This is a genomic window from Actinomycetospora sp. NBRC 106375 (assembly GCF_030269665.1).
Taxonomy (GTDB): Bacteria; Actinomycetota; Actinomycetes; order Mycobacteriales; family Pseudonocardiaceae; genus Actinomycetospora.
This window is the reverse complement of record NZ_BSTS01000021.1, coordinates 68,388-90,183: the sequence shown is the minus strand read 5'-3', so window position 1 is coordinate 90,183 and position 21,796 is coordinate 68,388. Positions and strand designations below refer to the sequence as shown.

Genomic DNA, 21,796 nt, shown 5'->3' with positions numbered 1-21,796 from the left:
GGGAGCCGGGGGGTGAGGCGTCGATGGCGAGGGTCGCCGCGTGGGGTCCGGGGCGCGTGTCGCTCGCGGCCGGCACGGTCGCGGCTCTCGTCCTGGCCGTCGCGCTGACGGTCCTGCGCGGGGTGCAGTACCTCGCGGCGATCCCGCGGGCCAACGGCAACCTCTACGACTTCGGCATCTTCTACCGCTCGGCCGTCGCGTTCTGGCACGGGACGGCGGTCTACCCGCCGGGGCAGCCGAACTTCTCGCCGCCCGTCGCGGTCGTCCTGCTCTCGCCGGTCGCGGCGGCGCCGGCGACGATCGCCTACCGGGTGTTCGTCGCGGTGTCCGTGGCCGTGCTGGTCGGCGCCCTGGCGTGGACCGCCCGCGCCGTGCACGCCCGGCCCGCCGTCGTGGTCGGCGGCATCGTCGCGCTGCTGGCCACACCCGCGCTCGCCGCCACGCTGGGGCAGGGACAGGTGTACGCGCTGCTCGCCGCCGGGCTCGCGACCGCGTGGGTGCTGGACCGTGCGGGTCACGAGCCCGGCGCCGGGATCGCGCTCGGCGTCGTCGTCGCCTGCAAGCCGGTGCTGGCCCCCGTCCTGCTGTGGCCCCTGCTCCGGGGACGCCGGCGCGAGCTCCGGGCGTCGCTGATCACCGTCGTGGCGGCCACGGTGGCCGGCGTGGCGCTGGTCGGGCCGGCGCAGACGCTGCGCTACGTCCGCGTGGCCCTCGGTGGCTATCCCGCCCACGACCTCGACAACGCCTCGCTGCTGACTACCGGCATCCGTCTGGTCACCCCGGGGCGCGAGGTCGTGCCCCTGGTCGACGCGCCCTGGCTCGGCTGGGTCGTCGGCGCCGTGGTCGTCGCCCTGCTCGCCGTCACCGTCGTGCGGGCCGGCCGGCACGAGCTCGGCCTGTGGGCCGTGGTCGCCGCGTCGCTGCTCGCGTCGCCGCTGGCGTGGCGCGGGTACCTCGTGCTGCTCTACCCCGGCGTCGTCGTCCTGCTCGCGACCGCCCGCACGCGCCTGCTCGGGATGTTCCTCGTCGCCCTGCTGCTGGTCCCGCACTCCTGGCCCTCGGTGTGGACCGGCCGCACGTCGATGGGCTACCTCGCGTCGACCCTGCTCGGGCCCGCCGTACTGCTCGCGGTGTGGGCCGCGTTCACCGGGGTGGCCGCACGGTCACCCGAGGAGGCGTCGGGTCAGGATCCGGCGTCGCCGGGCCAGTGCGTCAGCGTGTCGATGTAGAGCTGCCGGACGCCCTCGATGCGCTCGTCGAGGTCCTCGCGCGTCCAGTCGGCGACGGAGATCGGGGGCAGCGCCGCGACCTGGACGACGCCCGGGTGGATGATCATCGCGTTGCGGCTCATCAGCTCGCCGGTGTTGCGGAAGACCAGCGGGACGATCGGCACCCCGGCCTGCATCGCCAGGTGGAACGCGCCCTTCTTGAACTTCCCGGGCGTCGGGGTGGGCGAGCGGGTGCCCTCGGGCGCGATGACGATCGAGGTGCCCTCGCGCAGGCGTTCGACGGCCGGCTCGAGGGCCTTGCGGGCCTGGGCGTTGTCGTCGCGGTCGACGAACGCCGTCTCCAGCAGGCGCATGAGGCCGCCGAAGAGCGGGTCGGTGGCGAGCTCCTTCTTCGCGACGGAGACGAAGTTGCCCCGCATCAGCGCCCCGAGCACGAGGACGTCGAGCTGGCTCTGGTGGTTGAACAGGAAGACCGCCGGCCGTGCGCCCCAGATGTTCGCGGCGCCGTGCACGTCGAGCGAGACCCCGGACGCCATCAGGGACAGGTCCCCGCCGAGGCCGATGCCGAGGTTGAGCCCGGCGCGGCGCGACCCGCCGAGCAGGCCGAGACCGAGGCCGGTGGCGAAGCCGCCCATCATGCCGGCGAACGTCGCCGCGGTCCGGGCGATCTCCACCGGCGTCGTCCACGGACGGCCGGCGAAGTCGAGGGCCGGCCAGCCGCGCTCGGCCGCGGCGCGGCGCAGGCCGGCGCTGGGGTTGACCGCGCACGGGTGGGCCACGGTCGCGAGGAAGGGGACGTCCTCGCCGCCGTTCGAGTACGCGAAGCTCGCGTCGAGGTCGACGTCGTGGGCCGCCGCGAACTCCTTGACCGCGGCCGCCTTGCCCTCCCCGTAGGGCGAGCGCCCGTCCGGCCGTCCGGTGAGCGTGCCGTCCTCGCCGACCTCGACGGCCGTGTAGATCGTGTGCTCGACGCCCAGGGCCTTCGCGGCCGGCTCGACCTGGAACCGGGTCGCCGAGCTGGCCAGCACCACGGTGTGGCCCTTCTCCAGGTGCGCGCGCACGAGGCGCCACGCCTCGGGGTAGACGCTCGGGCCGATCTCGTCGCGGAAGAGCTTCTTGCCGATCTTCTCGAGCTCGGCGGGCGTGCGCCCCGCCCAGGTCCGCAAGGTGATGCCGAGGAACTTGCGGAAGTCCTCCTCGCCGTGCAGGCCCTGCCAGCCGCTCGCCAGGGTCTCGACGGTCGTGCGCGGGTGCAGGTCGAGGTTCTTGACGTGGTGGCGCATGAAGGCGGTGACGGAGTAGCCCGCGATCACCGTGCCGTCGAAGTCGAAGAACGCGCCGACCTCGGCGCCCTCGGGGGAGCGCTCGACGGCCTCCATCAAGCCCTGCACCGTTGTCTCAGGGTCGGACACCCGCGGACTCCTGTCGGTTGGTCGCGTCGGTCTCGTCGATGGCCACGACCCTCTCCACTACCCCGCGCACCTCGGCGGCGAACGCGCGGCGCCGGGTCGCGAGGTCGGCCTCGCCCTCGCGGGGTGGGGTGTTGGGTGCGAGCAGGCCCCGGTTGGACGCCAGGCGCACCGCCGAGGCGAAGAGCTCCCGCGACAGCGACTCGGGCCCGTGCAGCTTGCCCTGCAGCAGCAGCTGCTGCCCGACGGCGCCGCAGCGCTCGAGCAGCGCGTCCTCGTCGACGGGGGTGTCGGGGTCGTGCTCGGCGAGGCGCTCGGCCACCACCCACTGGGCGTCGACGAACGAGCGCAGGACGCGGTGGGCGCAGAGGAAGCGGCTCTGCCGCAGCATCTTGCGGGTGCGGGCGACATCGCCGTCGTCGGAGCGCCAGTCCGGGTCGATGAGCGTGAGCTCGGAGATCAGCTCGGCCCGGAAGGTCTCCTTGTCGGGGAAGAAGAACTCGTACTTGAGCAGGTCGCGCAGGTCGAGGGCGGCCTCGAAGCCCTTGGCCAGGGCCTCGCGCCCGGTGACGTCGCCGACCTCGAGGATCGCGAGCTCGACGATCGCGCGGTTGACGAAGTGGTGGATCGCCGAGTTGCGGTAGAACGCGGCGACGATGTGGTGCCCGCTCTCCACCGAGAACACCGGCTCGGAGCCCTCGGTGTAGGCGCTGACGACCTTCTCCCGGCGCAGGGAGAGCAGCGCCTCGGCGACCCCGCCGTTGGTGCGCAGCGACGCGATGCCCGTCTCGGGGAGCCCGCGCGCGTCGACGTAGTCGAGCACCGGCTCGACCACGCGACGGACCTGCGAGAGCGTCAGCGCGCGGTCGCGCACGCCGAGCAGGGCGAGCGCCGCGAGCGCGATCGGGGTGACCGGCGTGACCCGGTTGATCCGCACGAAGACCTCGAACGCGGTCTTCTGCAGCGCGAGGCGGCGGGCCGCCGAGTCCTCGTCGGCGAGGTCGACGTCGTCCCGCGCCTCGGGGTCGGTCTCGAGCGCCGGGTCGTTGGCGGCGGAGAGGGCCGCGCGCAGCGAGAGCGGCTCCCCGAAGCTCACGTGCACCCCGCCCACCGGGCGGCGCTGCGCCCGCGCGTAGCCGGCCAGCCAGCGCAGGCCCTCGGGGGTCTTGGCGGCCCCGGTCTGCTCGGCCGCCATCTGGTGCACCTCCTGCAGCTGGTCGTGGATGATCGACACCGGGACGAGGAAGACGTCCTCGGTGCGACGCGTCTCCACGGCGCTGGCCACGTCGGAGAGCAGCCCGTACTTGGGCGGGCGGAGCTTGCCGGTGCGGGTGCGCCCGCCCTCCATGTACCACTCGAGGTTGAAGCGCTTGGCGCTCAGCCACGAGAAGTACTCCCGCACCACGGCCTTGTAGACCGCGTCGCCCCCGAAGCTGCGGCGGATGAAGATGATCCCGCTGCGGCGGGCGAGCTGCTCGAGGCCGAAGATCCGCAGGTTGTCGCCGCCGAGCACGTGGTTGCGCGGGAAGTCGTTGCTGCGCAGCACGTCGGCGAGCACGAACGGGTCGGTGTACGACCGGTGCGACGGGAGGAAGACGAGCGCGTGCTCCGCGTTGAGCGCGCGCAGTGGCTCGAGACCCGTGGTGTCGGCGTGCACCGTCCAGGCCTTCTCGTGCATGGGGCGCAGCACGCCGGAGAACAGATCCACGGCGGCGGGGTCCTGCGAGGCGACGATGCTCTCGAGGTCGGTCGCGGCCTCGGTCGCCACGTCGTCCTCGGAACGGCCCGTGACGGCCGCCAGCCGGCGGATCTCGCGGGCGAAGTGGCCCGACCCGACGATCTGTCCGGCGACCTCACGCGGCACCTTGAACCGGTTGCCGGTCAGGGCCCGCTCCGCCCGGTCCAGGGCGAGCGCTGCCTGCCCGGCGACGAACTGGACGAAGTCGGCGTTGTCCGAGGCCTCGCGCTCGCGGCGGTGGCGGCGCATCAGCTCCAGCACCGTCGCGGGGCGCCCGACCACCACCTTGTGCTGCGGAGGGCCGCGGCGCGCCGCGCGGGCCCGTGCCCGCAGCGCCCACCCGCGGGTGAGGACGTCGGCGAGCCGCGCGAGCGTGCGGTCCGGCTCGCGCTCGGTCGACCACACCACCCGGACCGGCACGAGCAGCGGGTTGTCGCCGCGGGTCAGGCGGCTCGCGAGCTGCTGGCCCTCGGCGGGCAGCACCTCGACGCCCCGCCCGTTCGCGCTCGATCCGTTGCGGCTCTCGCCGAGCCAGCGGTCGATGATGCGGCGCTCGGTGTTCGACGGGGCGTCGACGAGGACGACGAGGGACCGGTCACCGGAGTCGGGGAGATGACCCGTGTCCGCCTGCGTGCTCACGCCGGACCTCCCGCCATCGCCACACCGCGTGCCCGGCGACCCGTCGCGGTCACCGTCGTGCCTGGTCCCGGACCCTACCCGGTGGTGTGGTGCGACGACCCGCGGTGAACGGCGTCGGCGAGGGCATGCACGGGTACGCACCCCGCGACAGGTGATCGTCGAAGGACACAGGAGCATCCACCGTGCCAAGCGCTGCGCGAGAGCCCGGCGCGTCCCGGTGACCGCGTCGCGGTGCAGGGCGTCGGCGGCCTCGGGCACCTCGGCATCCAGTTCGCCGCCCGGATGGGCTTCGAGGTCGTCGCGGTCTCCCGCGGTCGCGACAAGGAGGACCTCGCCCGCACGCTCGGCGCCCACGCGTACGTCGACAGCCAGGCCGAGGACCCCGCCCAGGCCCTCGCCGCGATGGGCGGCGCCACGGTCGTGCTGGCCACGGCCACCAGCGGCGAGGCGATCTCCGGGCTGGTGGGCGGGCTCGACCGCCGTGGCCAGCTGCTCGTCGTGGGTGCCGCGGAGAGCCCGATCCAGATCGACGCGATGAGCCTCATCGCGCCGGTGGCGAGCGTCGCCGGCCACGCGTCCGGGACCTCGATCGACTCCGAGGACACCCTGCGTTTCGCCCGGCTCACCGACGTCCGTCCGATGATCGAGACGATGCCGCTCGAGAGGGCGGCCGAGGCCTACGGCCGCATGATGGCGAACGACGCCCGGTTCCGGATGGTGCTCACCACCCGGCCATGAGAGATCCAGGCAGGTGATCAGGTCGGGGCGGTGAACGCCTGCGCGATCCGCGTGAACTCCCACGGGGCCTGCGCGATCCCGCTGCAGTCGTCGGCCTCGTCCTCGGTGCCGGGGCACGAGCCGTTGTCCCGGGCCAGGGCCCAGAACCCGACGGCGCCGTAACCGCGGGCGCGCGCGTCGTCCACGACGGCGCGCGCGTCCGCGGGGGTCGTCGTCATGTCCATGTCGTTGCGCCCGAGCATGAACGTGACCGCGGTCCGCCGCCGCACCTCGGCGGGGTCGCTGCCCGGCCAGATCCCCTCGAGCTGGGTCTCGGCCGTGCGCGCGGCGCCGATCATCGCGTCGGCCCACGCCCCCTGGTACGAGAAGTTCATGACCATGAGGTTGACGCGCGCCGCGACCCCGGCGCGCGTGGCGCGGGTGACCAGGTCGTGGGCGTCGGTGGACAGGCCCTCGCTCTCGCCCTCGACCTGCACGGTGAGCGAGATCCGCGTGCCCCGCTCGCGCTGGAGGATGGCGAGCGCGTCGGCGATGCGTTGCGGCGACACGGTGCGGCCGCGGTCGGTCTCGACGTCGACGTCGAGGTGGTCGGTGCCCACCGCGTCGAGCGCCGTGGCGTACGCCCGCGCCAGCGAGGGCGCGTCGGGACAGGCCGACTCCAGGTAGTCGCCGAGGGCCCCGCCCGAGGACACCGTCACCGTGCCGCCGTGGGCCTTCAGCCCGGCCACGCGCGCCGCGATCGCGGGATCGGACAGCGGCGTCGTGCCGCCCCACGTCGGGCGGCAGGACTCGTCGGCGCCCGCCAGCACGAAGGCAAGGACGACGTCGGCGTGCCCGGTCGCGTCGGCCATGTCGGTGATCGGCGGCAGGGGCGGGGTCGTGAGGTCGACGTAGGGGGTGACACGCACGGTCGGGAGCGGGCCCTCGGGCGCCGGGACGCCCGGCCGGCGCGGGGCGTCGCCGGTGGCGGTCTCGTCGCCGGCGGCGACGACCTCGGTGACGCCGGGCTGCCGGGTCGGCGTCTCGCCCGTGACGACCGGCGCCGTGACCAGCACCGCCACCAGCGTGGCGAGGAGGAGGGCGCGCAGGGACGGCCGAGGGGTCGCGCGCCGGGTCCGGCTCAGGTGCCCGGGGCGTCGGTGACGCCGTTGGCCGGGTCGTCCACGGCGGAGACCTGTTGCGCGTCGGCCAGCTGTTGCCGGACCTCGGGGACGGCGGGTGCCTCGGGGACCACCGGGGCGACGACCGCGGCGCGCGGCGTGGTCCGCGGCGTGCGGGCGGTGGTGGAGCGCGTCGTGCTGCGCGTGGTGGTCGTGGCGCGCGTCGAGCGGGTGGTCGCGGTCGGGCGGACCTCGACGACGTTGCGGGCGTCCACGGCGGGCGGCGCGGCCGGGGTGGTGGTCTGCGCCGCCGGGGCGGGCAGCAGCGTGGGCGAGGACGTCGGGCCCACCGGGCCGGCCACCGCCCCGAAGGCGACGACGCCGACGTAGGACGCGCAGACCGCGGTCGCGGCGAAGGCCGCGGTCTTCCACCGCCGCGCCCGGCGCCCGGTCCGGTCGGCGAAGACGGGCTGGCCGGAGCTCTCGACGACGAGGGCCGGCGCGGGCAGCGGCGCACCCTCGCGGGCGGCGCGGCGGCGGGCGGCGAGCTCGGCGGCGCCGATGGCCGTCGTCGTGGCCCGCGCCGCGATCTCCTCGGGGTCCGACCGCCGCGCGGCGGGGCGCTTGGCGGGGGTCCCGGAGGCGGGAGGGGCGGACGGGGCGGCCGGGGTGGCGGGCGCCGCAGGGGCTGCCGGGGTGACCGACGTCGTCCGTGGCGCCTCGGGCCTCAAGGCGGCCGTCGACGGAGCGGGGTGGTGACGGGTGCTCGCGGCCGGGGCCGCGTGCTGCTCGGCCGGCCGGACCGGGGCGGGCGCGGGGTGCGCCGTGGTCGTGTCGGGGCGGGGTGCGGCGGGCGGCAGGACGGACCGCCCCGTCCCGGTGACGCGGTAGTGCCCGGTGTCCGGCGGGGCGGCGGGCGCGGGGACGGCGCGGGTCGCGGGGGCGTGGCCGGGCTCGGGGACCCGGCGCGACGGGACGTCGACGGCACGGGTGGGCGCCGGCGGGCGAGGCCGGGTGGCGTGGCCGGTGCGCGGCTCCGAGGCGGGGCGGGGGGCGGGCAGGCCCGCGTCCTGGACGTCGCGCTCGCTGCGGGCCGGCGGCGGCACCACGACGGGGCCGGAGGGCGAACCGATCGCGGGGCCGGCGGGCTGCTCCATGGCGAGGAGGTCCGCCAGGCTGCGCGCGCGCCGGGGCGCCTCGGGCGTGGGTGTGCTCGCGAGCGGCCCGACGGGCAGGCCGAGGACGTCGAGCCCGCCGTCGCGGGCCGGTGCGTCGTCGAGGTCCGGCACCGCGTGCAGGCGACGGGGTGAGAGGTCGGCGGCCACGTCGTGGCGCGGGCGCTCGGCGCGGTGTCCTCCGGTCGACACCGCGTTCTCGCGGTCGTCGCGGGCGTCGCTCCCGGAGGGCGTCGCCGCGGGTGCGGCATGGCGGCCCGCGGGCGGCAGTGGTGCCCGTCCGTGTCGCATGGTGTCCCCGATCGTGTGAGAGCCCCCGGATGGGTGGTCCTTCAGAGGCATCGTCGGGCTACATCGTGTCGTTACCAGACAGAGACCGCCATGTCGTTGTCTCGAACGAGGGAATGAGCGTCACTCGGCGGGACAGACGAAAGGCCCCCATCCACACGGTGGATGGGGGCCTTCGAGCGTCGTGTCGGGGTGGCGGGATTCGAACCCACGGCCTCCTCGTCCCGAACGAGGCGCGCTACCAAGCTGCGCCACACCCCGGAGGCGATCGCGCAGTCCGGACTCTACCCGCCCGCCCCTGAGCGGGCGGACGGGGGCCGCCCCTCGCCGCCGGCCGCCCGTACCGAGACGCGGGAGGCGGACGTCGGTCGGGGGACGAGCTCGAGCAGGGTGGCCTCGGGGCGGCACGCGAAGCGCGCGGGCGCGAACGGCGAGGTGCCGAGACCCGCCGAGACGTGCAGGCGCATGTGCGCGCCCCAGCGGGACGCACCGCGCGCGCGGGAGCGGTCGAGGCCGCAGTTGGTGACGATCGCGCCGTAGCCGGGCAGGCGCAGCTGGCCGCCGTGGGTGTGGCCGGCGAGCACGAGGTCGTAGCCGTCGGCCGCGAACGCGTCGAGCACGCGCGGCTCGGGGGAGTGGGTCAGCCCGAGACGCAGATCGCACGGCTCGTCGGCGGGGCCGGCGATGCGGTCGTAGTCGTCGCGCCCGATGTGGGGGTCGTCGACGCCCGCGGCGGCGATGCGCACGCCGTTCACCTCGAGCGTGTGCCGCGCGTGGGTCGCGTCGAGCCAGCCCCGCTCCAGGAACGCCGCCCGGAGGTCGCGCCACGGCAGCTCGGGGCCGAGCACCCGGTGCTGCGGGCGGAACAGGTAGTGGGACGGGTTCTTCGGCCGCGGCCCGTGGTAGTCGTTGCTGCCCCAGATCACGAGGCCGGGGCGGTCGAGCAGGCCGCCGAGGGCGCGCAGCACCTCGGGGACGGCGCGCTGGTGGGAGAGGTTGTCGCCGGTGTCGACGACGAGGTCGGGCTCCAGGGCGGCCAGGCCCTCGACGAACCGTCGCTCCAGGTGCTGGCCGGGGCGCAGGTGCAGGTCGGAGACGTGCAGGACCCGCAGCGTGCGACCGGCCGCGGTGACCGGGTCGAGCACATCGAGCCGGGCCCGGCGCAGCGCGAACCACTGCCGCTCGACCCCCACGGCGTAGCCGAGTCCCAGCGCGCCCGCCGCGGCCGTGCCCGCGCCGGCGCGCAGGAGCCGCCGCGCGGCCGTCCCCGTCCTCGTGGTCGCGGTGCTCATCCGCCGCCCCCCGTGGCGCCGGCCAGCGGCGGCGGGCCCGCCGGGGGTGTCGGCGGCGCCGGCACCGTGCCGTCCGAGACCTGCAGCGTGATCACCTGGTCGGGTAGCACCGAGCCGCGCGGGTTCTGGCCCACGACCGTCCCCGCGGGGGCGCGATTGCCCACGGTGACGCGCTGGACCTCCAGATCGGCGTCCTGGAGCTCCCCGGTCGCGTCGTCGACCTGGTCGCCGATGACCTCGGGCACCTGCTCGTTGGTGCCGCCCTGCGTGTAGCGCGGGCTCGTCGGCGGCAGCGGCGCGACCGGGAGCGAGGCGAACAACGGGGTCATCGCCTTGTACCAGGTGCGGGCCGGTGTGGTGCCGCCGAAGAGGTTGCCGTCGCCGCAGGGGAACGGGGGGCTGTCGCCGCCGGAGTCGCACAGCGTCCGCGGCGACGAGGAGTCGTCGAACGTGACGACCGCACCCGAGTACTGCTGGGTGAAGCCGACGAACGCGGCCGACTTGTTCTGCTGGGTGGTCCCGGTCTTGCCCGACATGGGACGGTTCCAGCCGTTCGCGGCGGCGGCCGTGGCCGACGTGCCGCCGGGCTGGTCGTCCTTGCCCAGCCCGTTCATGAGAGTGTCGGCCAGCGCGGGGTCGACGACCTGCTCGCAGGGCTGCTCCGCCACCGGCACCGGGGCGCCGGACTGGTCGGTGATCGACTCGATCGGCGACGGCGGGCACCACATGCCGCTGGACCCCAGCGTGGCGCCCACGTTGGCGAGCTCGAGCGGGCTGGTCGGCGTGACGCCGAGGGTGAAGGAGCCCTGGTTCTGCTCGCGGACGGTGTCGGCGATCGACACGCCGTTGGTGCCGGGATCGGCGAGCGAGCGCATGCCGAGGCGGACGGCCATGTCGACCACGGGCGCGACGCCGGTGTACTCCATGAGCTTGACGAACCCGGTGTTCGGGGACTGCGCGAGGGCGTCGGTCATGCTCAGCTGCGGGGCGAGCCCCTCCTCGGCGTTGCGCACCGGGAACGGGTTGCCGGCCCCGTCGCGGTAGATCGGCGAGGCGTAGCCGTCCGGCGGGATCTCCATCTGGTAGTTGATCCCGAGGCCCTTCTCCAGGGCCGAGGCGGCGGTGAAGATCTTGTACACCGAGCCGGCGCCCAGGTTCACCGGTTCCCACGGCAGCCCGTAGCTCGTCTGCAGCGCGCCACCGTTCACGCCGAAGACGCGGCTGGCGCCCATCGCGACCACGCGGTGCCGGTCACGCCCGGGCTGCACGTTCGCCATGACGTCGGCGACGTTGCGCTGCCCGGCTGGCACCTCGGCGTTCAGCGCCTGCTGCATGGCGTTCATGACGTTGCGGTCGAGCGTGGTGCGGATCGTGTAGCTGCCGCGGTTGAGCTGGTCGGCCGAGATGCCGGCCTCGCCGAGGTAGTCGACGACGTACTTGCAGAAGAACGCGGCGTTGCCCGCACCGATGCAGCCGTTCGGCGGGGTGGCGAGCGGCTGCACGACACCCAGCGGCTCCGACGCCGCCTGCTGCGCCTGCTGCTGGGTGATCATGCCCTGACCCAGCATCTGGCTGATGACCTCGTTGCGGCGCCCGGTCGCGGCCTGCGGGTGCCGGGTGGGGTCGAACTGGGTGGTCGACTGCACCATGCCGGCCAGCAGCGCCGACTGGGCGATCGTCAGGCGCTCGGGCGTGGTGTTGAAGTACGTCCGCGCCGCGGCGGCCACGCCGTAGGAGTTGTTGCCCAGGAAGACGATGTTGAGGTAGCGCTCGAGGACCTCGTCCTTGGCGTCGCGCTTGGTGCGCCCGGCCGCGAGCTGACGCTCGAGCTGCAGGGCCACCCGGACCTCCCGCAGCTTGCGCGCGTAGGTCGGCTCGGTGGCCTGGAGGCGCTCGGACTCGGTCTGCGCGGTGACGTAGAGCTGGTAGTTCTTGATGTACTGCTGCGTCAGCGTCGAGGCGCCCTGCTGGGTGGAGCCCGCGGTCTGGTTGGTGACGAGCGCACGCAGCGTGCCGGTCCAGTCGACGCCGTCGTGCTCGTAGAACCGGCGGTCCTCGATCGCGACGATCGCGCCGCGCATGGCGGGCGACATCTGCTGCAGCGAGACCGGCGTGCGGTTCTGCTCGTAGAGGTAGGCGACGGGCGCGCCCTGGTTGTCGGTGACGGTGGTGACGCCGGGCAGCTGGCCCGCCGCGAGGTCGGACGACGTGGCGTTCACGGTGTCGCTCGCGTCGTTGGAGAGCAGCCCCAGCCCGCCGGTGAACGGGAAGGCCATCCCGGCGACGATCACCCCGGCCACGAGGCAGATCGCCAGGAGCTTGGTGATCGGTCGCACCTTCGTCCCGAGGGTCCGCTCTCCCTTCGCCACGGCGACGAGGGTACGCGGTCGGACGTACGGGCCCTGTCGGTGCGGACCCGCGCGCCGGGGGCGAACCCGGCACGCATCGTGACGGATCCTTCCGATTCCCTCCGATTCGATTGTGGGGGGAACCGAGCGCTCATACAGTGCGTCAGACCCCAACGACGGGCTCGGCGCGCCCGGGGAAGGATCCGGCGCGCGCACGGGGAACGCACCTGCTCCGGAGGTGTGTCCACGGACGCGGGGCCCGCACGGGGAACAGAGGGTGGGGACACGACGTGACCAACGAGTCGATGCCGGCGCTCGACGCACCGTCGACGGACTGGCGGCACTCCGCACGCTGCCGGGACGAGGACCCGGACACCCTGTTCGTCCAGGGCGCCCAGCAGCGCGATGTCCGCGAGGTGTGCAAGGCCTGCCCGGTGCGCACCGAGTGCCTCGCCCACGCCCTCGACAACCGCATCCGGTTCGGGGTGTGGGGCGGGATGACCGAGCGCGAGCGGCGTGCCCTGCTCAAGCGCCGGCCCGAGGTCATCTCGTGGGCCGCGCTGCTCGAGTCGGCGCGCCGGGCCGCGGCCGCGAGCCCCGCCGCCAACCCGCACGTGCCGGCCGCCCGCGCGCGTCGCGACACCGCCCGCCCCGCGACCGCCGCCGAGGTACGGGCCGAGGGCGACCGGCGCCACGCGGGCTGACGCGCCGGGCGGTCAGGCCGCCAGCCGCCGCCCGATCTCCCGCAGGCCGTCGAGGTCGTGCACGTCGGTCGACATGGCGGGCACGTCGATGATCGGCACCGCCGGGTGCGCGCGCGTGAAGCGGCCCAGCACGCGCCGCTCGCGCTCGGCGGACTCGACGCGATCGGCGTGCAGGCGCAGCACGGCGGCCGCGAGCTCGGAGCCAGGAGACGAAGCATCAGAGGGAGCACGCCGATAGGGGAGCTCGAGCCGATCGCTCTGCGAGGCCTCGAGCGTCTCGGCGCCCTCGCGGGCCCGGGCGCCGGACAGCGTCGCGTGCACCGGGTGGGTCCGGTTGAGCACCAGCCCGGCGAGCGGCATGTTCTCGGCCGAGAGGCGCTCGACGAAGTAGCTGGCCTCGCGCAGCGCGTCGGGCTCGGGGGCGGCGACCACGACGAACGACGTCCCCGGCGCCCGGAGCAGCTGGTAGGTCGCGTTCGCGCGCTCCTGGAAGCCGCCGAACAGCGTGTCGAAGGCCTGCACGAAGGCGGACGCGTCGGCGAGCATCTGCCCGCCGAGGATCGTCGACACGGCCTTGGCGAACAGGTTGAACGTCGAGCCGACCAGCTTGCGGAACGCGTTGCCGCCGGCGCGGGCGGGCGCCGAGAGCAGCCGGATCATGCGGCCGTCGAGGAACGACGAGAGGCGCTGCGGGGCGTCGAGGAAGTCCAGGGCCGAGCGCGAGGGCGGCGTGTCGACGACGATCAGGTCCCAGGCGCCGGTGGCCGAGAGCTGCCCCAGCTTCTCCATCGCCATGTACTCCTGCGTCCCGGAGAACGACGTGGAGATCGTCTGGTAGAAGGGGTTGTCGAAGATCGCCTGCGCGCGGTCGGGCGTGGTGTGCCCCGCGACCATCTCGTCGAAGGTCCGGCGCATGTCGAGCATCATCGCCTGCAGCTCGCCGCCCGACCGGCTCCCGGCGCCCCGCGCGAGCGCCCCCGGCACGGTGCGCGGCTCGTTGTCGAGCTCCTCGAGGCCCAGCGACTGCGCGAGGCGGCGCGCCGGATCGATGGTCAGGACCACGACGCGGCGGCCCTGCTCGGCGGCGCGCAGCGCGAGCGCCGCGGCCGTCGTCGTCTTGCCGACGCCGCCCGACCCGCAGCACACGAGCACCTTCGTCGCGCGGTCGGCGAGCAGCGCGTCGAGGTCGAGGTGCTCGGGCCGCCCGGCGCGGGTCGTCCGGCTCGCCATCAGCGCACCCCCTGCTCGCGCAGCAGCTCGGCGAGCTCGTAGATCCCGCCGAGGTCGACACCCTCGGCGAGCTCGGGCAGCTCGAGCTGCGGGAGCCCGGCGGCGTCGAGCCGCGACCGCACGGCGGCCTCGACCTGCACCCGCTCCGCGTGCTCCACGGTCTCGGCGATCAGCCCGTCCACCTCCTCGTCCTTGAGGAACAGGCCCGCGGCCTCCAGCCCCGAGCGCAGCCCGGCGGTGCCGGGTCCCGCCCCGGTGGCCGCGCCCGTCAGCGCGGTCGCGGGCAGCCGCGAAGGTCGTACGCGGTTGACCAGCACCGCCCCGGTCGGCAGGCCGGCCTCGTGGATCTCGTCGACGGTGTCGAGCGTCTCCTGCACCGGGAGGTCCTCGAGCTGGGTCACGAGGTGCACCGCGGTGCGCCCGGAGTGCAGCAGCTCGACGACGCCCTCGCTCTGGGAGTGGATCGGTCCGGTGCGGGCGAGCGTGCCCATGGCCTTGGTGACGTCGAGGAACTTGACGACGCGGCCGGTGGGCGGCGCGTCCAGGACGACGGCGTCATAGAGCGGTACGCGGCCCCGTCCGCCGCGCCCGTCGCCGACGGTGCGCCCGACGCACTCCTTGACCTTCCCGGTCAGCAGCACGTCGCGCAGGCCCGGGGCGAGCGTCGTCGCGAACTCGATCGCGCCCATGCGCCGCAGCGTCCGCCCGGCGAGCCCGAGGTTGTAGAACATCTCGAGGTACTCGAGCAGGGCGGCCTCGGCGTCGACCGAGAGCCCGCGCACCTCGCCGCCGTCGGGAGCCACGGCGATGCGCTGCTCGGCGTACGGCAGCGGCGGGGTGTCGAAGACCTGGGCGATGCCCTGGCGCCCCTCGACCTCCACGAGGAGGGTGCGGCGGCCGCCGGCGGCGAGGGCGAGCGCCAGCGCGGCGGCGAGCGTCGTCTTGCCCGTGCCGCCCTTGCCGCTCACCACGTGCAGGCGCGCCTCGGCCAGGGCGGCGGGCCAACGCTGATCGGTCACGGCACCCACCCTAGGCGGCGCCGCGGGACCCCGCGGCCGGTGCGCGCGGGGTCCGGGTCACAGCGCCGTCCGGGGCCTTCTCTACCCTCGCGGACATGAGTGCGCAGCCCGTGACGTGGGAGTACGCGACGGTGCCGTTGCTGACCCACGCGACCAAGCAGATCCTCGACCAGTGGGGTGAGGACGGCTGGGAGCTGGTCACCGTGCTGCCGGGCCCGACCGGTGAGCAGCACGTCGCCTACCTCAAGCGGCCGCGCGGATGACTCCCCGCGAGCGCCTGGCCGACCTGGGCCTCGAGCTCCCGCCGGTGGCGGCGCCCAAGGGCATCTACGTGCCGGCGCGGCGCACCGGGAACCAGGTCTGGACGTCCGGCCAGCTGCCGCTCGTCGGCGGGGAGCTGCCGGCGACCGGGCTCGTCGGCGCCGAGGTCGGGCCGGACGACGCCGCCGCGTACGCCCGGATCGCGACCCTCAACGCGCTCGCCGCGATCGACGCGCTGGTGGGCCTCGACGCGGTGGCCTCGGTGGTCAAGGTCGTCGGCTACGTGGCGTCCGCGCCCGGGTTCGGCGGTCAGCCCGGCGTGGTCAACGGTGCGTCGGAGCTCCTGGGCGACGTGTTCGGCTCGGCGGGCGAGCACGCCCGCTCGGCGATCGGAGTCGCGGCGCTGCCGCTGGGCGCCCCGGTCGAGGTTGAGGTCGTCGTCGACCTCACGTGAGCTGGAACCGGACCCACCCGGCAGGTCGGGCGGTCCGGCGGGAATGCCGCGGGTGATCGGAGCGCAGCAGGTGGAAACGAAGACCGGGGCCGGGTCTCCGACCGCGTCGTCGAGCGAGGCCGAGCGGGCGTGCCACGACGTCCTGCTGGCGATGCCGGGCCGGCTGCCGGACCGCCTGCTCTGGCGGCTGCGCGACTGGCTGTCCAGCGGTGCGCACGTCGCGCTGCGCACCGCGCTGCCGCGCGCCCTCCTGCGGCACCGCGTGGGGATCACCGAGGACGAGCGGGCGCGCCTGCGGACCGTGGTGCTCGCCTGGGCCGGACCGGCCCGGCTGGTCGACGCGGTGCTGCACGTCGACGCCGCGCCCGACACCGGCGTGACGTTCGCGGGCGCCGGCGGGCCCGGGTGGGACGACACCGACCTCGTGCTGCGCGCCCTCGCCCCCGTCGCCGGGGGTGTGACGGCGGTGCGCCGCGCCTGGCGGACGACGTCGGGCGCGCCCGCCCGCGTCGTGCTCGTCGCGGCCGACGGGTCGACGCGGGGCGGCGAGGCGGCGCTGGCCGGTGCGGTGCAGCGCGCCCTGCGGGCCCGTGGCGAGAGCGACCCGTGCGTGGAGGTCCTCGGGCCGTCGGCGGCCCCGACGGCCTACCACCGCGCCGCCCTGGCGTCCGCCGAGGTGCTCTGGCGCGCCGACGCCGGCCGCACGACGCCGCCGCCGGTCGGCGACCGGACCGGGGAGCTGGTGGGCCATGGCTGAGCGGGACATGACCGGCGAGGAGCGGCCCGGCGCCGTGGGGCCGCTCGGGCTCCCGCGCGAGCCGGAGCTGCCCGCCCTGGCGGACCTCACCGAGGACGTCACGCCCGGGCTCGCCCGCCGCCTCGGACGCGTCGGGTTCGAGAACCTGGAGGCCGACCTCGCGGGGCTCGCCGGCGGCGCCGGCGACATCGCGAACCTCCCGCCGTGGTCGGTCCGCGGCGACCGCGCCACCGCCGGTGAGCGCCCCGACCGCGACCCCGTCGCGCTCGCCGCCTGGCGCCGGGTCGCCGAGCGCCGGCGCCTGCGCGCGGCGGGCGGGTCGGTCGACGTGCCGACCGGCGGCGACGCCGCGCCGATGGCGGCGGTGTCCGCGAGCCCGTCCGACGACCCCGAGCAGCCGGTGTCCGTGGACCCGGCTCCGGTGGAGCGTGCCCTGGAGCCGGCCGTGCCGGAGGCCGTCGACGTCGACGGCACCGCGGCGGCGCCCGCGGAGCGGCTCGACCTCCACCTCGACCTCGACTCGGACCCGGCGGATCTCCTGCGTCCCGGTGGTGCGGCGAGCGACGACCCGGACCTGTCGGTGCCCCGCGCCGACGACGAGGAACGCCCGGTGCTGTCGTGGGACCGGTCCTCGCGGGACGAGGCGACCGACGACCCGGGCTCCGACGACGGGGAGCCCGACGACGAGGCCGACGACGAGGCCGGCGACGTCGTCGACGGCCCGGCGACGCCCGCGGCGCGGGACGCGCACGGCCGCCCGCCGGAGCGCCGGTCCGGTGCCCCCGCGGCGCGCGGCGGCGACGACTCGCGTCCCGGCACACCGCCGCCCCCTCGCCCCGACGCGGGCGGGCGGCACGAAGTGCTGCTCTCGCTGGCGGGGCGGATCGACGACGACGCCCTGACGTCGGTGCGCGAGCTGGTCGCGGTCGAGGACGACGCGGCCGCGGCGGAGCTGCTCGGCGGCTGCCTGCTGGCGGCCGGGGCCGGCGTGACCGCCCGGGAGCACGCGGTGCTGGGCCGCTGGTTCGCCGCCTCACGCGTCGACCCGGAACTGATCGACGTGCTGCCCCGCGACCCGGAGGCCGACCGCCGCGAGGACCACCGCTTCACCGCCGACCCCCCGACCGCGGGCGCGGCGTCCGGCGGGGCGGGCGAGGTCGTCGCCCGCGCGGCCGCCCGGCTGCCGGGCGTGCACCGCGTGCGCCAGAGCTGGCGGACCACGCCGGCCGGGTCCGCGCCCGGCCCGGTGCCGCACCGGGTCGTGCTGGTCGAGACCCGCTCCGCCGACGACTGCGAGCACGTCGCCCACCACGTGGCGCACGCCGCCCGGGAGCTGGGCGCCGTGTCGGTCGAGGTGTTCGCGGCCGGGGCGGAGCTCCCGGCCTACCACCGTGCCGCGGTCCGGGCGGCCCGGCCGCTGGGCACCGCGCCCAGCCCGGCCGAGGAGACGGCGCCGCTGATCGGCGGGCCGTCGGCGCCCGGCACCCGCGCCGGCGCAGCGCCGGAGCCCGCGCCGTCGTGGCCCCGCCGTGGCGGGGACGAGGTGCCGCCCTTCGGCGTGCCGACCCCGTCCGCCGGGCTCGACGCCGCGGCCGGGACCGCCGACGCACCTGCCGACGAGCCCGCCCCCGCCGAGCGGGACCCGGCCGCCGGCGACGACCAGTACCGCACCGTGGCCGAGGCCGGGCGGGACCCGCTGGAGCGGACCGGGCGGGTCGAGACCGCCGAGGACGACGAGGAGCTCACGGCGCCGGTGCGCCCCGCCCCCGGGGAGGCGGCGGCGCGGGCGGCCCGCGCCTCACGCGCCGACCGCATCGAGCGCGTCGACCGCGCGCCGCGCGACGCGGGCGGGTCGTCCCTCTGGTCGCCGTCCGCGCCGGCCGGACCGACGTCACCCGTCGGCCGCGGCGAGTCGACCTCACCGCGTTCCGGGTCGCCCGGTCCGGAGGGGCCGGCCGAGGAGACCACCGGGCGTCGGGCGCGGCGTGAGGACGAACCCGACGTCCCCGACGCCGACGTCGCGGCCGGGTCACCCGCCGGGCCGGCCTCCCCGCCGACGCCCCCGACGTCGTCGGACCCGCTGCCGGACGAGCTCGAGACCGTCGCGCCCGAGGAACCCGCGCCCCTCGACCTCGACCCCGGCCAGACCGCCGAGCGCATCGCCGCGCTGTGGCGCACCCCGCCCCCGGACGAGATCCTCTCCGACCAGCACCCGATCTCGGCGTGGAGCGAGGGCCCGGTCGCACCGACCTTCGGCCCGGGTGCGGACGAGCCGGCCACGACGGCCGTCCCGGACGCCCCCTTCGCGTCCCCGGCGGACGCCCCGGGTCCGGTCGACCCGGATGCCGCGACCGGCGACATGCCCGCGGTCCGGGCGGAGGAGCCGCCCGCGGCCGGCGGCGGCCGGCGCTCGCGGCACAGCCGGAACGAGACGGGCGAGCTCGCGATGCCGGTCGAGCCGGGCCCCGGGGCCGGCCCCGGGCCGGCACCGACGCCCCCGCCGATCCCGCCGCGGACCAACGGCCACCACCACGGTGCGGAGGACCCGGGCGGATCGCGCGAGCCGGCCACCGGGCCGATGCCGCGGCCCGGGGCCACCCCGGAGCCGGGTCCGCCGCCGCGACCCGCGGCGTCGAGCTCGGGCCCGGACACCTTCGACTCCCAGCTCTCCGAGCGCGAGCGCGAGCTGCTGGCGCGGCTGCACGAGGAGCTGGCCTCGCGGGAGCGTCTCGAGGCCGACGCGCCCGACCCGCTGCTCGGCCACCCGGGTCAGCAGGGCCGGCCGCCGCAGGCCCCGAACCAGCCCCCGAACCAGCCCCCGCCCGGTTCCGAGGACACCACGGCACCGCGTCCGCGCCCGACCGGACCGCCGCCGGGCCCCGGCCACCCAGCCGGTCCGCCCCCCGGGCCCGCCGGCACCAACGGCACCGGCGCCAACGGCCACCACGGGCCCGTCAACGGGCACGGCCTGCCGCGGCGGCGGGATCACGACGACGAGGACGGGCCACCGCCCTCCGCGTGAGGCGTCCGGGCGGCGAGGAGACGGCCCGGCACCGCTCCTGCGTCGCGCCTAGGGTCTCGCGGGTGAGCACCGATCTCGTCGACCTGCCCCCGCGGTTCGGGATGGACCGGCCCGCGTTCGACCGGCTCGGCAGCGGTCCGCCCGGTGAGCCGCGGCTCGCGACGTCGGTGATCCTCGTCCGGGACGGCGCCGAGGGTCTCGAGGTGTTCGTCCTGGAGCGGACCACCGCGATGGCCTTCGCCGGTGGGATGACGGTGTTCCCGGGCGGGGGTCTCGACGCGACGGACCGCGAGGCCCTCGCCGAGGGCCTGGTGGACGAGGCGACCGCCGCGGACGCGGCTCGCAGCTGGGGCACGGCGCCCGCGGACGCGGCCGCCCTGCTCGCCTGTGCGGTCAGGGAGACCTTCGAGGAGACCGGGGTCCTGCTCGCGGCGACGCGCCCGCTCGCGGGCGCGCGGGAGCGGCTCACGTCCCGGGAGATCGCGCTGCGGGACGTGGCCGCACGGATCGAGGCCGAGCGGCTGCGTCCGTGGGCACGCTGGATCGCCCCGGAGACCGCGCCGCGCAGCTACGACACGGCGTTCTTCGTCGCCGCCGTGCCCGCGGGGCAGGAGCCCGACGGCGCGACCAGCGAGGCCGTGGCGGCGGCCTGGTGCTCGCCGCGGCGGGCGCTGCGTGAGTGGGAGGACGGCCGGCGGGCGCTCATGCCGCCCACGTGGGCGGTGCTCACCGAGCTCAGCGGCGCGGGGGACACGGCGACGCTCCTGGCGGCCGCGGCGCAGCGCCGCCCCGAGCCGGTGACGCCGTCCTTCCGGCCGCAGGGCGACCGGGTGCGCCTCGCGGTGCCCCCGCACGCGCTGGGCGCCGCCCGGTGAGCGGGCGCGTGTTCCCGGCGTCGCCGCACGGCACCCCGGCGCACCCCGCCTACGAGCAGCTGCGTCCGGTCACCGCCGCGGCGTCCGTGGTGCTCGCCGAGAACCCGTCGCCGATGACGCTCGACGGCACGAACACATGGATCCTGCGCGCGCCCGGCCAGACCGGCTGCGTCGTCGTCGACCCGGGCCCGGAGGACCCCACGCACCTCGACCGCCTCGCGGCGTGCGGTCCCGTCGAGCTCGTGCTGCTGACCCACCGGCACCTCGACCACACCGAGGCGGCCCGGACGTTTGCCGAGCGCGTCGGGGCACCCGTGCGGGCCCTGGACCCCACGCTGACGCTCGGGGCGGAGGGCCTCGGCGCCGGGGAGCGCCTGGGGGTGGCGGGACTCGACCTGCGGGTCCTCGTCACCCCGGGCCACACCGACGACTCGCTCTGCCTCGTCGTCGACGACGACGGCAGCGTCCTCACCGGCGACACCGTGCTGGGCTACGGGACGACGGTCCTCGGGGACTATCCGGGGGCGTTGACCGACTACCTGGACTCCCTGCGCGGGCTCGCGGAGCTGCCTGCCGGGACGACGCTGCTGCCCGGTCACGGGCCGGACCTGCCGGATGCGCGCGAGACCGCCGAGTACTACCTGCGCCACCGCGAGCAGCGCCTCGACCAGGTCCGGGCCGCGCTGGGCGAGCTCGGGCCCGACCCGTCACCGCGGCAGGTCGTGGAGATCGTCTACGCGGACGTCGACGAGCAGCTCTGGCCGGCGGCCGACCAGTCGGTGGCCGCCCAGCTGGAGCACCTGCGCCGCGTCGACGGCTAGCGGGCCCTCCTCGCGAGGCGGTCCGGCTCGAGGATCAGGACGCTCTTGCCCTCGAGGCGCAGCCAGCCGCGGGCGGCGAAGTCGGCGAGGGCCTTGTTGACCGTCTCCCGGGAGGCGCCGACGAGCTGGGCGATCTCCTCCTGCGTCAGGTCGTGCGTGACGCGCAGGAGGCCCGCCTCCTGGGACCCGAAGCGCTGCGCGAGCTGCAGCAGCGCCTTCGCGACGCGGCCGGGGACGTCGGTGAAGATGAGGTCCGCGAGCAGGTTGTTCGTGCGGCGCAGCCGACGCGCGACGACGCGCAGCAGCTGCTCGGCGATCTCCGGACGCTGAGCGATCCACTCGCGGAGCGCGTTGCGGTCCATCGTGTAGGCGCGCACGTCGGTGACCGTCGTGGCGGTCGAGGTCCGCGGGCCCGGGTCGAAGATCGAGAGCTCGCCGAACATGTCGGACGGGCCGAAGATCGAGAGCAGGTTCTCGCGACCGTCCGGGGACCGCCGACCGATCTTCACCTTGCCGGTCGAGACGATGTAGAGCCGGTCGCCGGGCTCGCCCTCGTTGAAGATCACCGTCCCGCGGGGGAACTCCACGCGCTCGAGGGACTCGGTGAGCACCTCGATCGCGGCGGGGTCCACCCCCTGGAAGATGCCGGCCCGCGCCAGTACCTCGTCCACCGTCCGCTCCTCGCCCACTCTCACTC

At 76.1% G+C, this 21,796-nt stretch carries 18 protein-coding genes and 1 tRNA gene; 9 read left to right on the top strand and 10 right to left on the bottom strand.

Annotation, left to right across the window (positions count from 1 at the left end; all coding sequences use genetic code 11):
- Positions 1-23 precede the first annotated feature (23 nt).
- Positions 24-1,229, top strand: a complete 1,206-nt coding sequence (locus QSK03_RS27435) for a glycosyltransferase 87 family protein (RefSeq protein ID WP_285658694.1) — start codon at positions 24-26, stop codon at positions 1,227-1,229.
- Here QSK03_RS27435 and QSK03_RS27430 read toward each other — a convergent pair.
- Together QSK03_RS27430 and QSK03_RS27425 are read right to left on the bottom strand one after the other, a co-directional pair.
- A complete protein-coding gene (locus QSK03_RS27430) occupies positions 1,184-2,641 on the bottom strand; it encodes an HAD-IB family hydrolase (RefSeq protein ID WP_285658693.1) in 1,458 nt (485 codons plus the stop codon). The genes QSK03_RS27435 and QSK03_RS27430 overlap by 46 nt on opposite strands.
- Entirely contained in the window at positions 2,628-5,015 is a 2,388-nt protein-coding gene (locus QSK03_RS27425) for a glycerol-3-phosphate 1-O-acyltransferase (protein ID WP_285658691.1), read from the bottom strand. Before QSK03_RS27425 ends, QSK03_RS27430 begins: the two co-directional genes overlap by 14 nt.
- A 231-nt stretch (positions 5,016-5,246) precedes the next feature.
- Between QSK03_RS27425 and QSK03_RS27420 the strand changes: the two genes are divergently transcribed.
- Entirely contained in the window at positions 5,247-5,753 is a 507-nt protein-coding gene (locus tag QSK03_RS27420; RefSeq protein WP_285658689.1) for a zinc-binding dehydrogenase, read from the top strand.
- A gap of 17 nt (positions 5,754-5,770) precedes the next feature.
- Here the strand turns inward: QSK03_RS27420 and QSK03_RS27415 are convergent, their stop codons facing one another.
- From QSK03_RS27415 to QSK03_RS27395, 5 genes are all read right to left on the bottom strand, one after another.
- Positions 5,771-6,808 (bottom strand): glycoside hydrolase family 18 protein, encoded by a 1,038-nt coding sequence (locus QSK03_RS27415; RefSeq protein ID WP_285658687.1) that lies wholly within the window; start codon positions 6,806-6,808, stop codon positions 5,771-5,773.
- Positions 6,809-6,873: 65 nt separating this feature from the next.
- Entirely contained in the window at positions 6,874-8,319 is a 1,446-nt protein-coding gene (locus tag QSK03_RS27410; protein ID WP_285658686.1) for a hypothetical protein, read from the bottom strand.
- A 184-nt stretch (positions 8,320-8,503) separates the two neighbouring features.
- A tRNA-Pro gene (locus QSK03_RS27405) sits at positions 8,504-8,577 on the bottom strand.
- Between the two features lie 23 nt (positions 8,578-8,600).
- Positions 8,601-9,608 carry a metallophosphoesterase gene (locus QSK03_RS27400; protein ID WP_285658684.1) on the bottom strand — a complete coding sequence of 336 codons (1,008 nt, stop codon included), beginning with the start codon at positions 9,606-9,608 and terminating at the stop codon, positions 8,601-8,603.
- Complete coding sequence (locus tag QSK03_RS27395; protein ID WP_285658682.1) at positions 9,605-11,977, bottom strand: transglycosylase domain-containing protein; 2,373 nt, start codon at positions 11,975-11,977, stop codon at positions 9,605-9,607. Before QSK03_RS27395 ends, QSK03_RS27400 begins: the two co-directional genes overlap by 4 nt.
- 284 nt (positions 11,978-12,261) lie before the next feature.
- Between QSK03_RS27395 and QSK03_RS27390 the strand changes: the two genes are divergently transcribed.
- The gene (locus QSK03_RS27390; protein WP_285658723.1) at positions 12,262-12,660 is read left to right on the top strand and encodes a WhiB family transcriptional regulator; all 399 of its coding nucleotides are present in this window, start codon (positions 12,262-12,264) and stop codon (positions 12,658-12,660) included.
- A gap of 12 nt (positions 12,661-12,672) precedes the next feature.
- Here QSK03_RS27390 and bagB read toward each other — a convergent pair whose 3' ends face one another.
- The gene (bagB, locus tag QSK03_RS27385; protein WP_285658680.1) at positions 12,673-13,890 is read right to left on the bottom strand and encodes an ATPase BagB; all 1,218 of its coding nucleotides are present in this window, start codon (positions 13,888-13,890) and stop codon (positions 12,673-12,675) included.
- Positions 13,890-14,909, bottom strand: a complete 1,020-nt coding sequence (gene bagA, locus QSK03_RS27380) for an ATPase BagA (protein WP_285658678.1) — start codon at positions 14,907-14,909, stop codon at positions 13,890-13,892. The genes bagB and bagA overlap by 1 nt, the downstream gene beginning before the upstream one ends.
- A 95-nt stretch (positions 14,910-15,004) precedes the next feature.
- On the opposite strand from bagA, the gene sp36 reads away from it, so the two are divergent.
- The 6 genes from sp36 to QSK03_RS27350 all read left to right on the top strand — a co-directional run bounded on the left by sp36 (position 15,005) and on the right by QSK03_RS27350 (position 21,099).
- Entirely contained in the window at positions 15,005-15,172 is a 168-nt protein-coding gene (sp36, locus tag QSK03_RS27375; protein ID WP_285658677.1) for a Sp36 family protein, read from the top strand.
- Positions 15,169-15,624 (top strand): RidA family protein, encoded by a 456-nt coding sequence (locus tag QSK03_RS27370; protein WP_285658675.1) that lies wholly within the window; start codon positions 15,169-15,171, stop codon positions 15,622-15,624. Before sp36 ends, QSK03_RS27370 begins: the two co-directional genes overlap by 4 nt.
- 70 nt (positions 15,625-15,694) lie before the next feature.
- The gene (locus QSK03_RS27365) at positions 15,695-16,381 is read left to right on the top strand and encodes a hypothetical protein (RefSeq protein WP_285658672.1); all 687 of its coding nucleotides are present in this window, start codon (positions 15,695-15,697) and stop codon (positions 16,379-16,381) included.
- A complete protein-coding gene (locus QSK03_RS27360; protein ID WP_285658670.1) occupies positions 16,374-19,403 on the top strand; it encodes a hypothetical protein in 3,030 nt (1,009 codons plus the stop codon). The genes QSK03_RS27365 and QSK03_RS27360 overlap by 8 nt, the downstream gene beginning before the upstream one ends.
- Before the next feature lie 62 nt (positions 19,404-19,465).
- Positions 19,466-20,278, top strand: coding sequence for an NUDIX hydrolase (locus QSK03_RS27355; protein ID WP_285658668.1), 813 nt, complete (start codon positions 19,466-19,468; stop codon positions 20,276-20,278).
- Positions 20,275-21,099: an MBL fold metallo-hydrolase gene (locus tag QSK03_RS27350; RefSeq protein WP_285658666.1), complete on the top strand. Its 825-nt coding sequence runs from the start codon at positions 20,275-20,277 to the stop codon at positions 21,097-21,099. Before QSK03_RS27355 ends, QSK03_RS27350 begins: the two co-directional genes overlap by 4 nt.
- Here the strand turns inward: QSK03_RS27350 and QSK03_RS27345 are convergent.
- On the bottom strand, positions 21,096-21,770 hold the full coding sequence (locus tag QSK03_RS27345; protein ID WP_116708603.1) for a Crp/Fnr family transcriptional regulator: 675 nt from the start codon (positions 21,768-21,770) through the stop codon (positions 21,096-21,098). The genes QSK03_RS27350 and QSK03_RS27345 overlap by 4 nt on opposite strands.
- Positions 21,771-21,796: the final 26 nt, after the last annotated feature.

Excerpts from the sequence above, each read along its gene's own strand:
- bagB (WP_285658680.1), bottom strand. The coding sequence starts at position 13,890 with ATGGCGAGCCGGACGACCCGCGCCGGGCGGCCCGAGCACCTCGACCTC.
- sp36 (WP_285658677.1), top strand. The coding sequence starts at position 15,005 with ATGAGTGCGCAGCCCGTGACGTGGGAGTACGCGACGGTGCCGTTGCTG.
- QSK03_RS27390 (WP_285658723.1), top strand. The coding sequence starts at position 12,262 with ATGCCGGCGCTCGACGCACCGTCGACGGACTGGCGGCACTCCGCACGC.
- QSK03_RS27400 (WP_285658684.1), bottom strand. The coding sequence starts at position 9,608 with ATGAGCACCGCGACCACGAGGACGGGGACGGCCGCGCGGCGGCTCCTG.
- QSK03_RS27435 (WP_285658694.1), top strand. The coding sequence starts at position 24 with ATGGCGAGGGTCGCCGCGTGGGGTCCGGGGCGCGTGTCGCTCGCGGCC.
- QSK03_RS27370 (WP_285658675.1), top strand. The coding sequence starts at position 15,169 with ATGACTCCCCGCGAGCGCCTGGCCGACCTGGGCCTCGAGCTCCCGCCG.
- QSK03_RS27360 (WP_285658670.1), top strand. The coding sequence starts at position 16,374 with ATGGCTGAGCGGGACATGACCGGCGAGGAGCGGCCCGGCGCCGTGGGG.
- QSK03_RS27410 (WP_285658686.1), bottom strand. The coding sequence starts at position 8,319 with ATGCGACACGGACGGGCACCACTGCCGCCCGCGGGCCGCCATGCCGCA.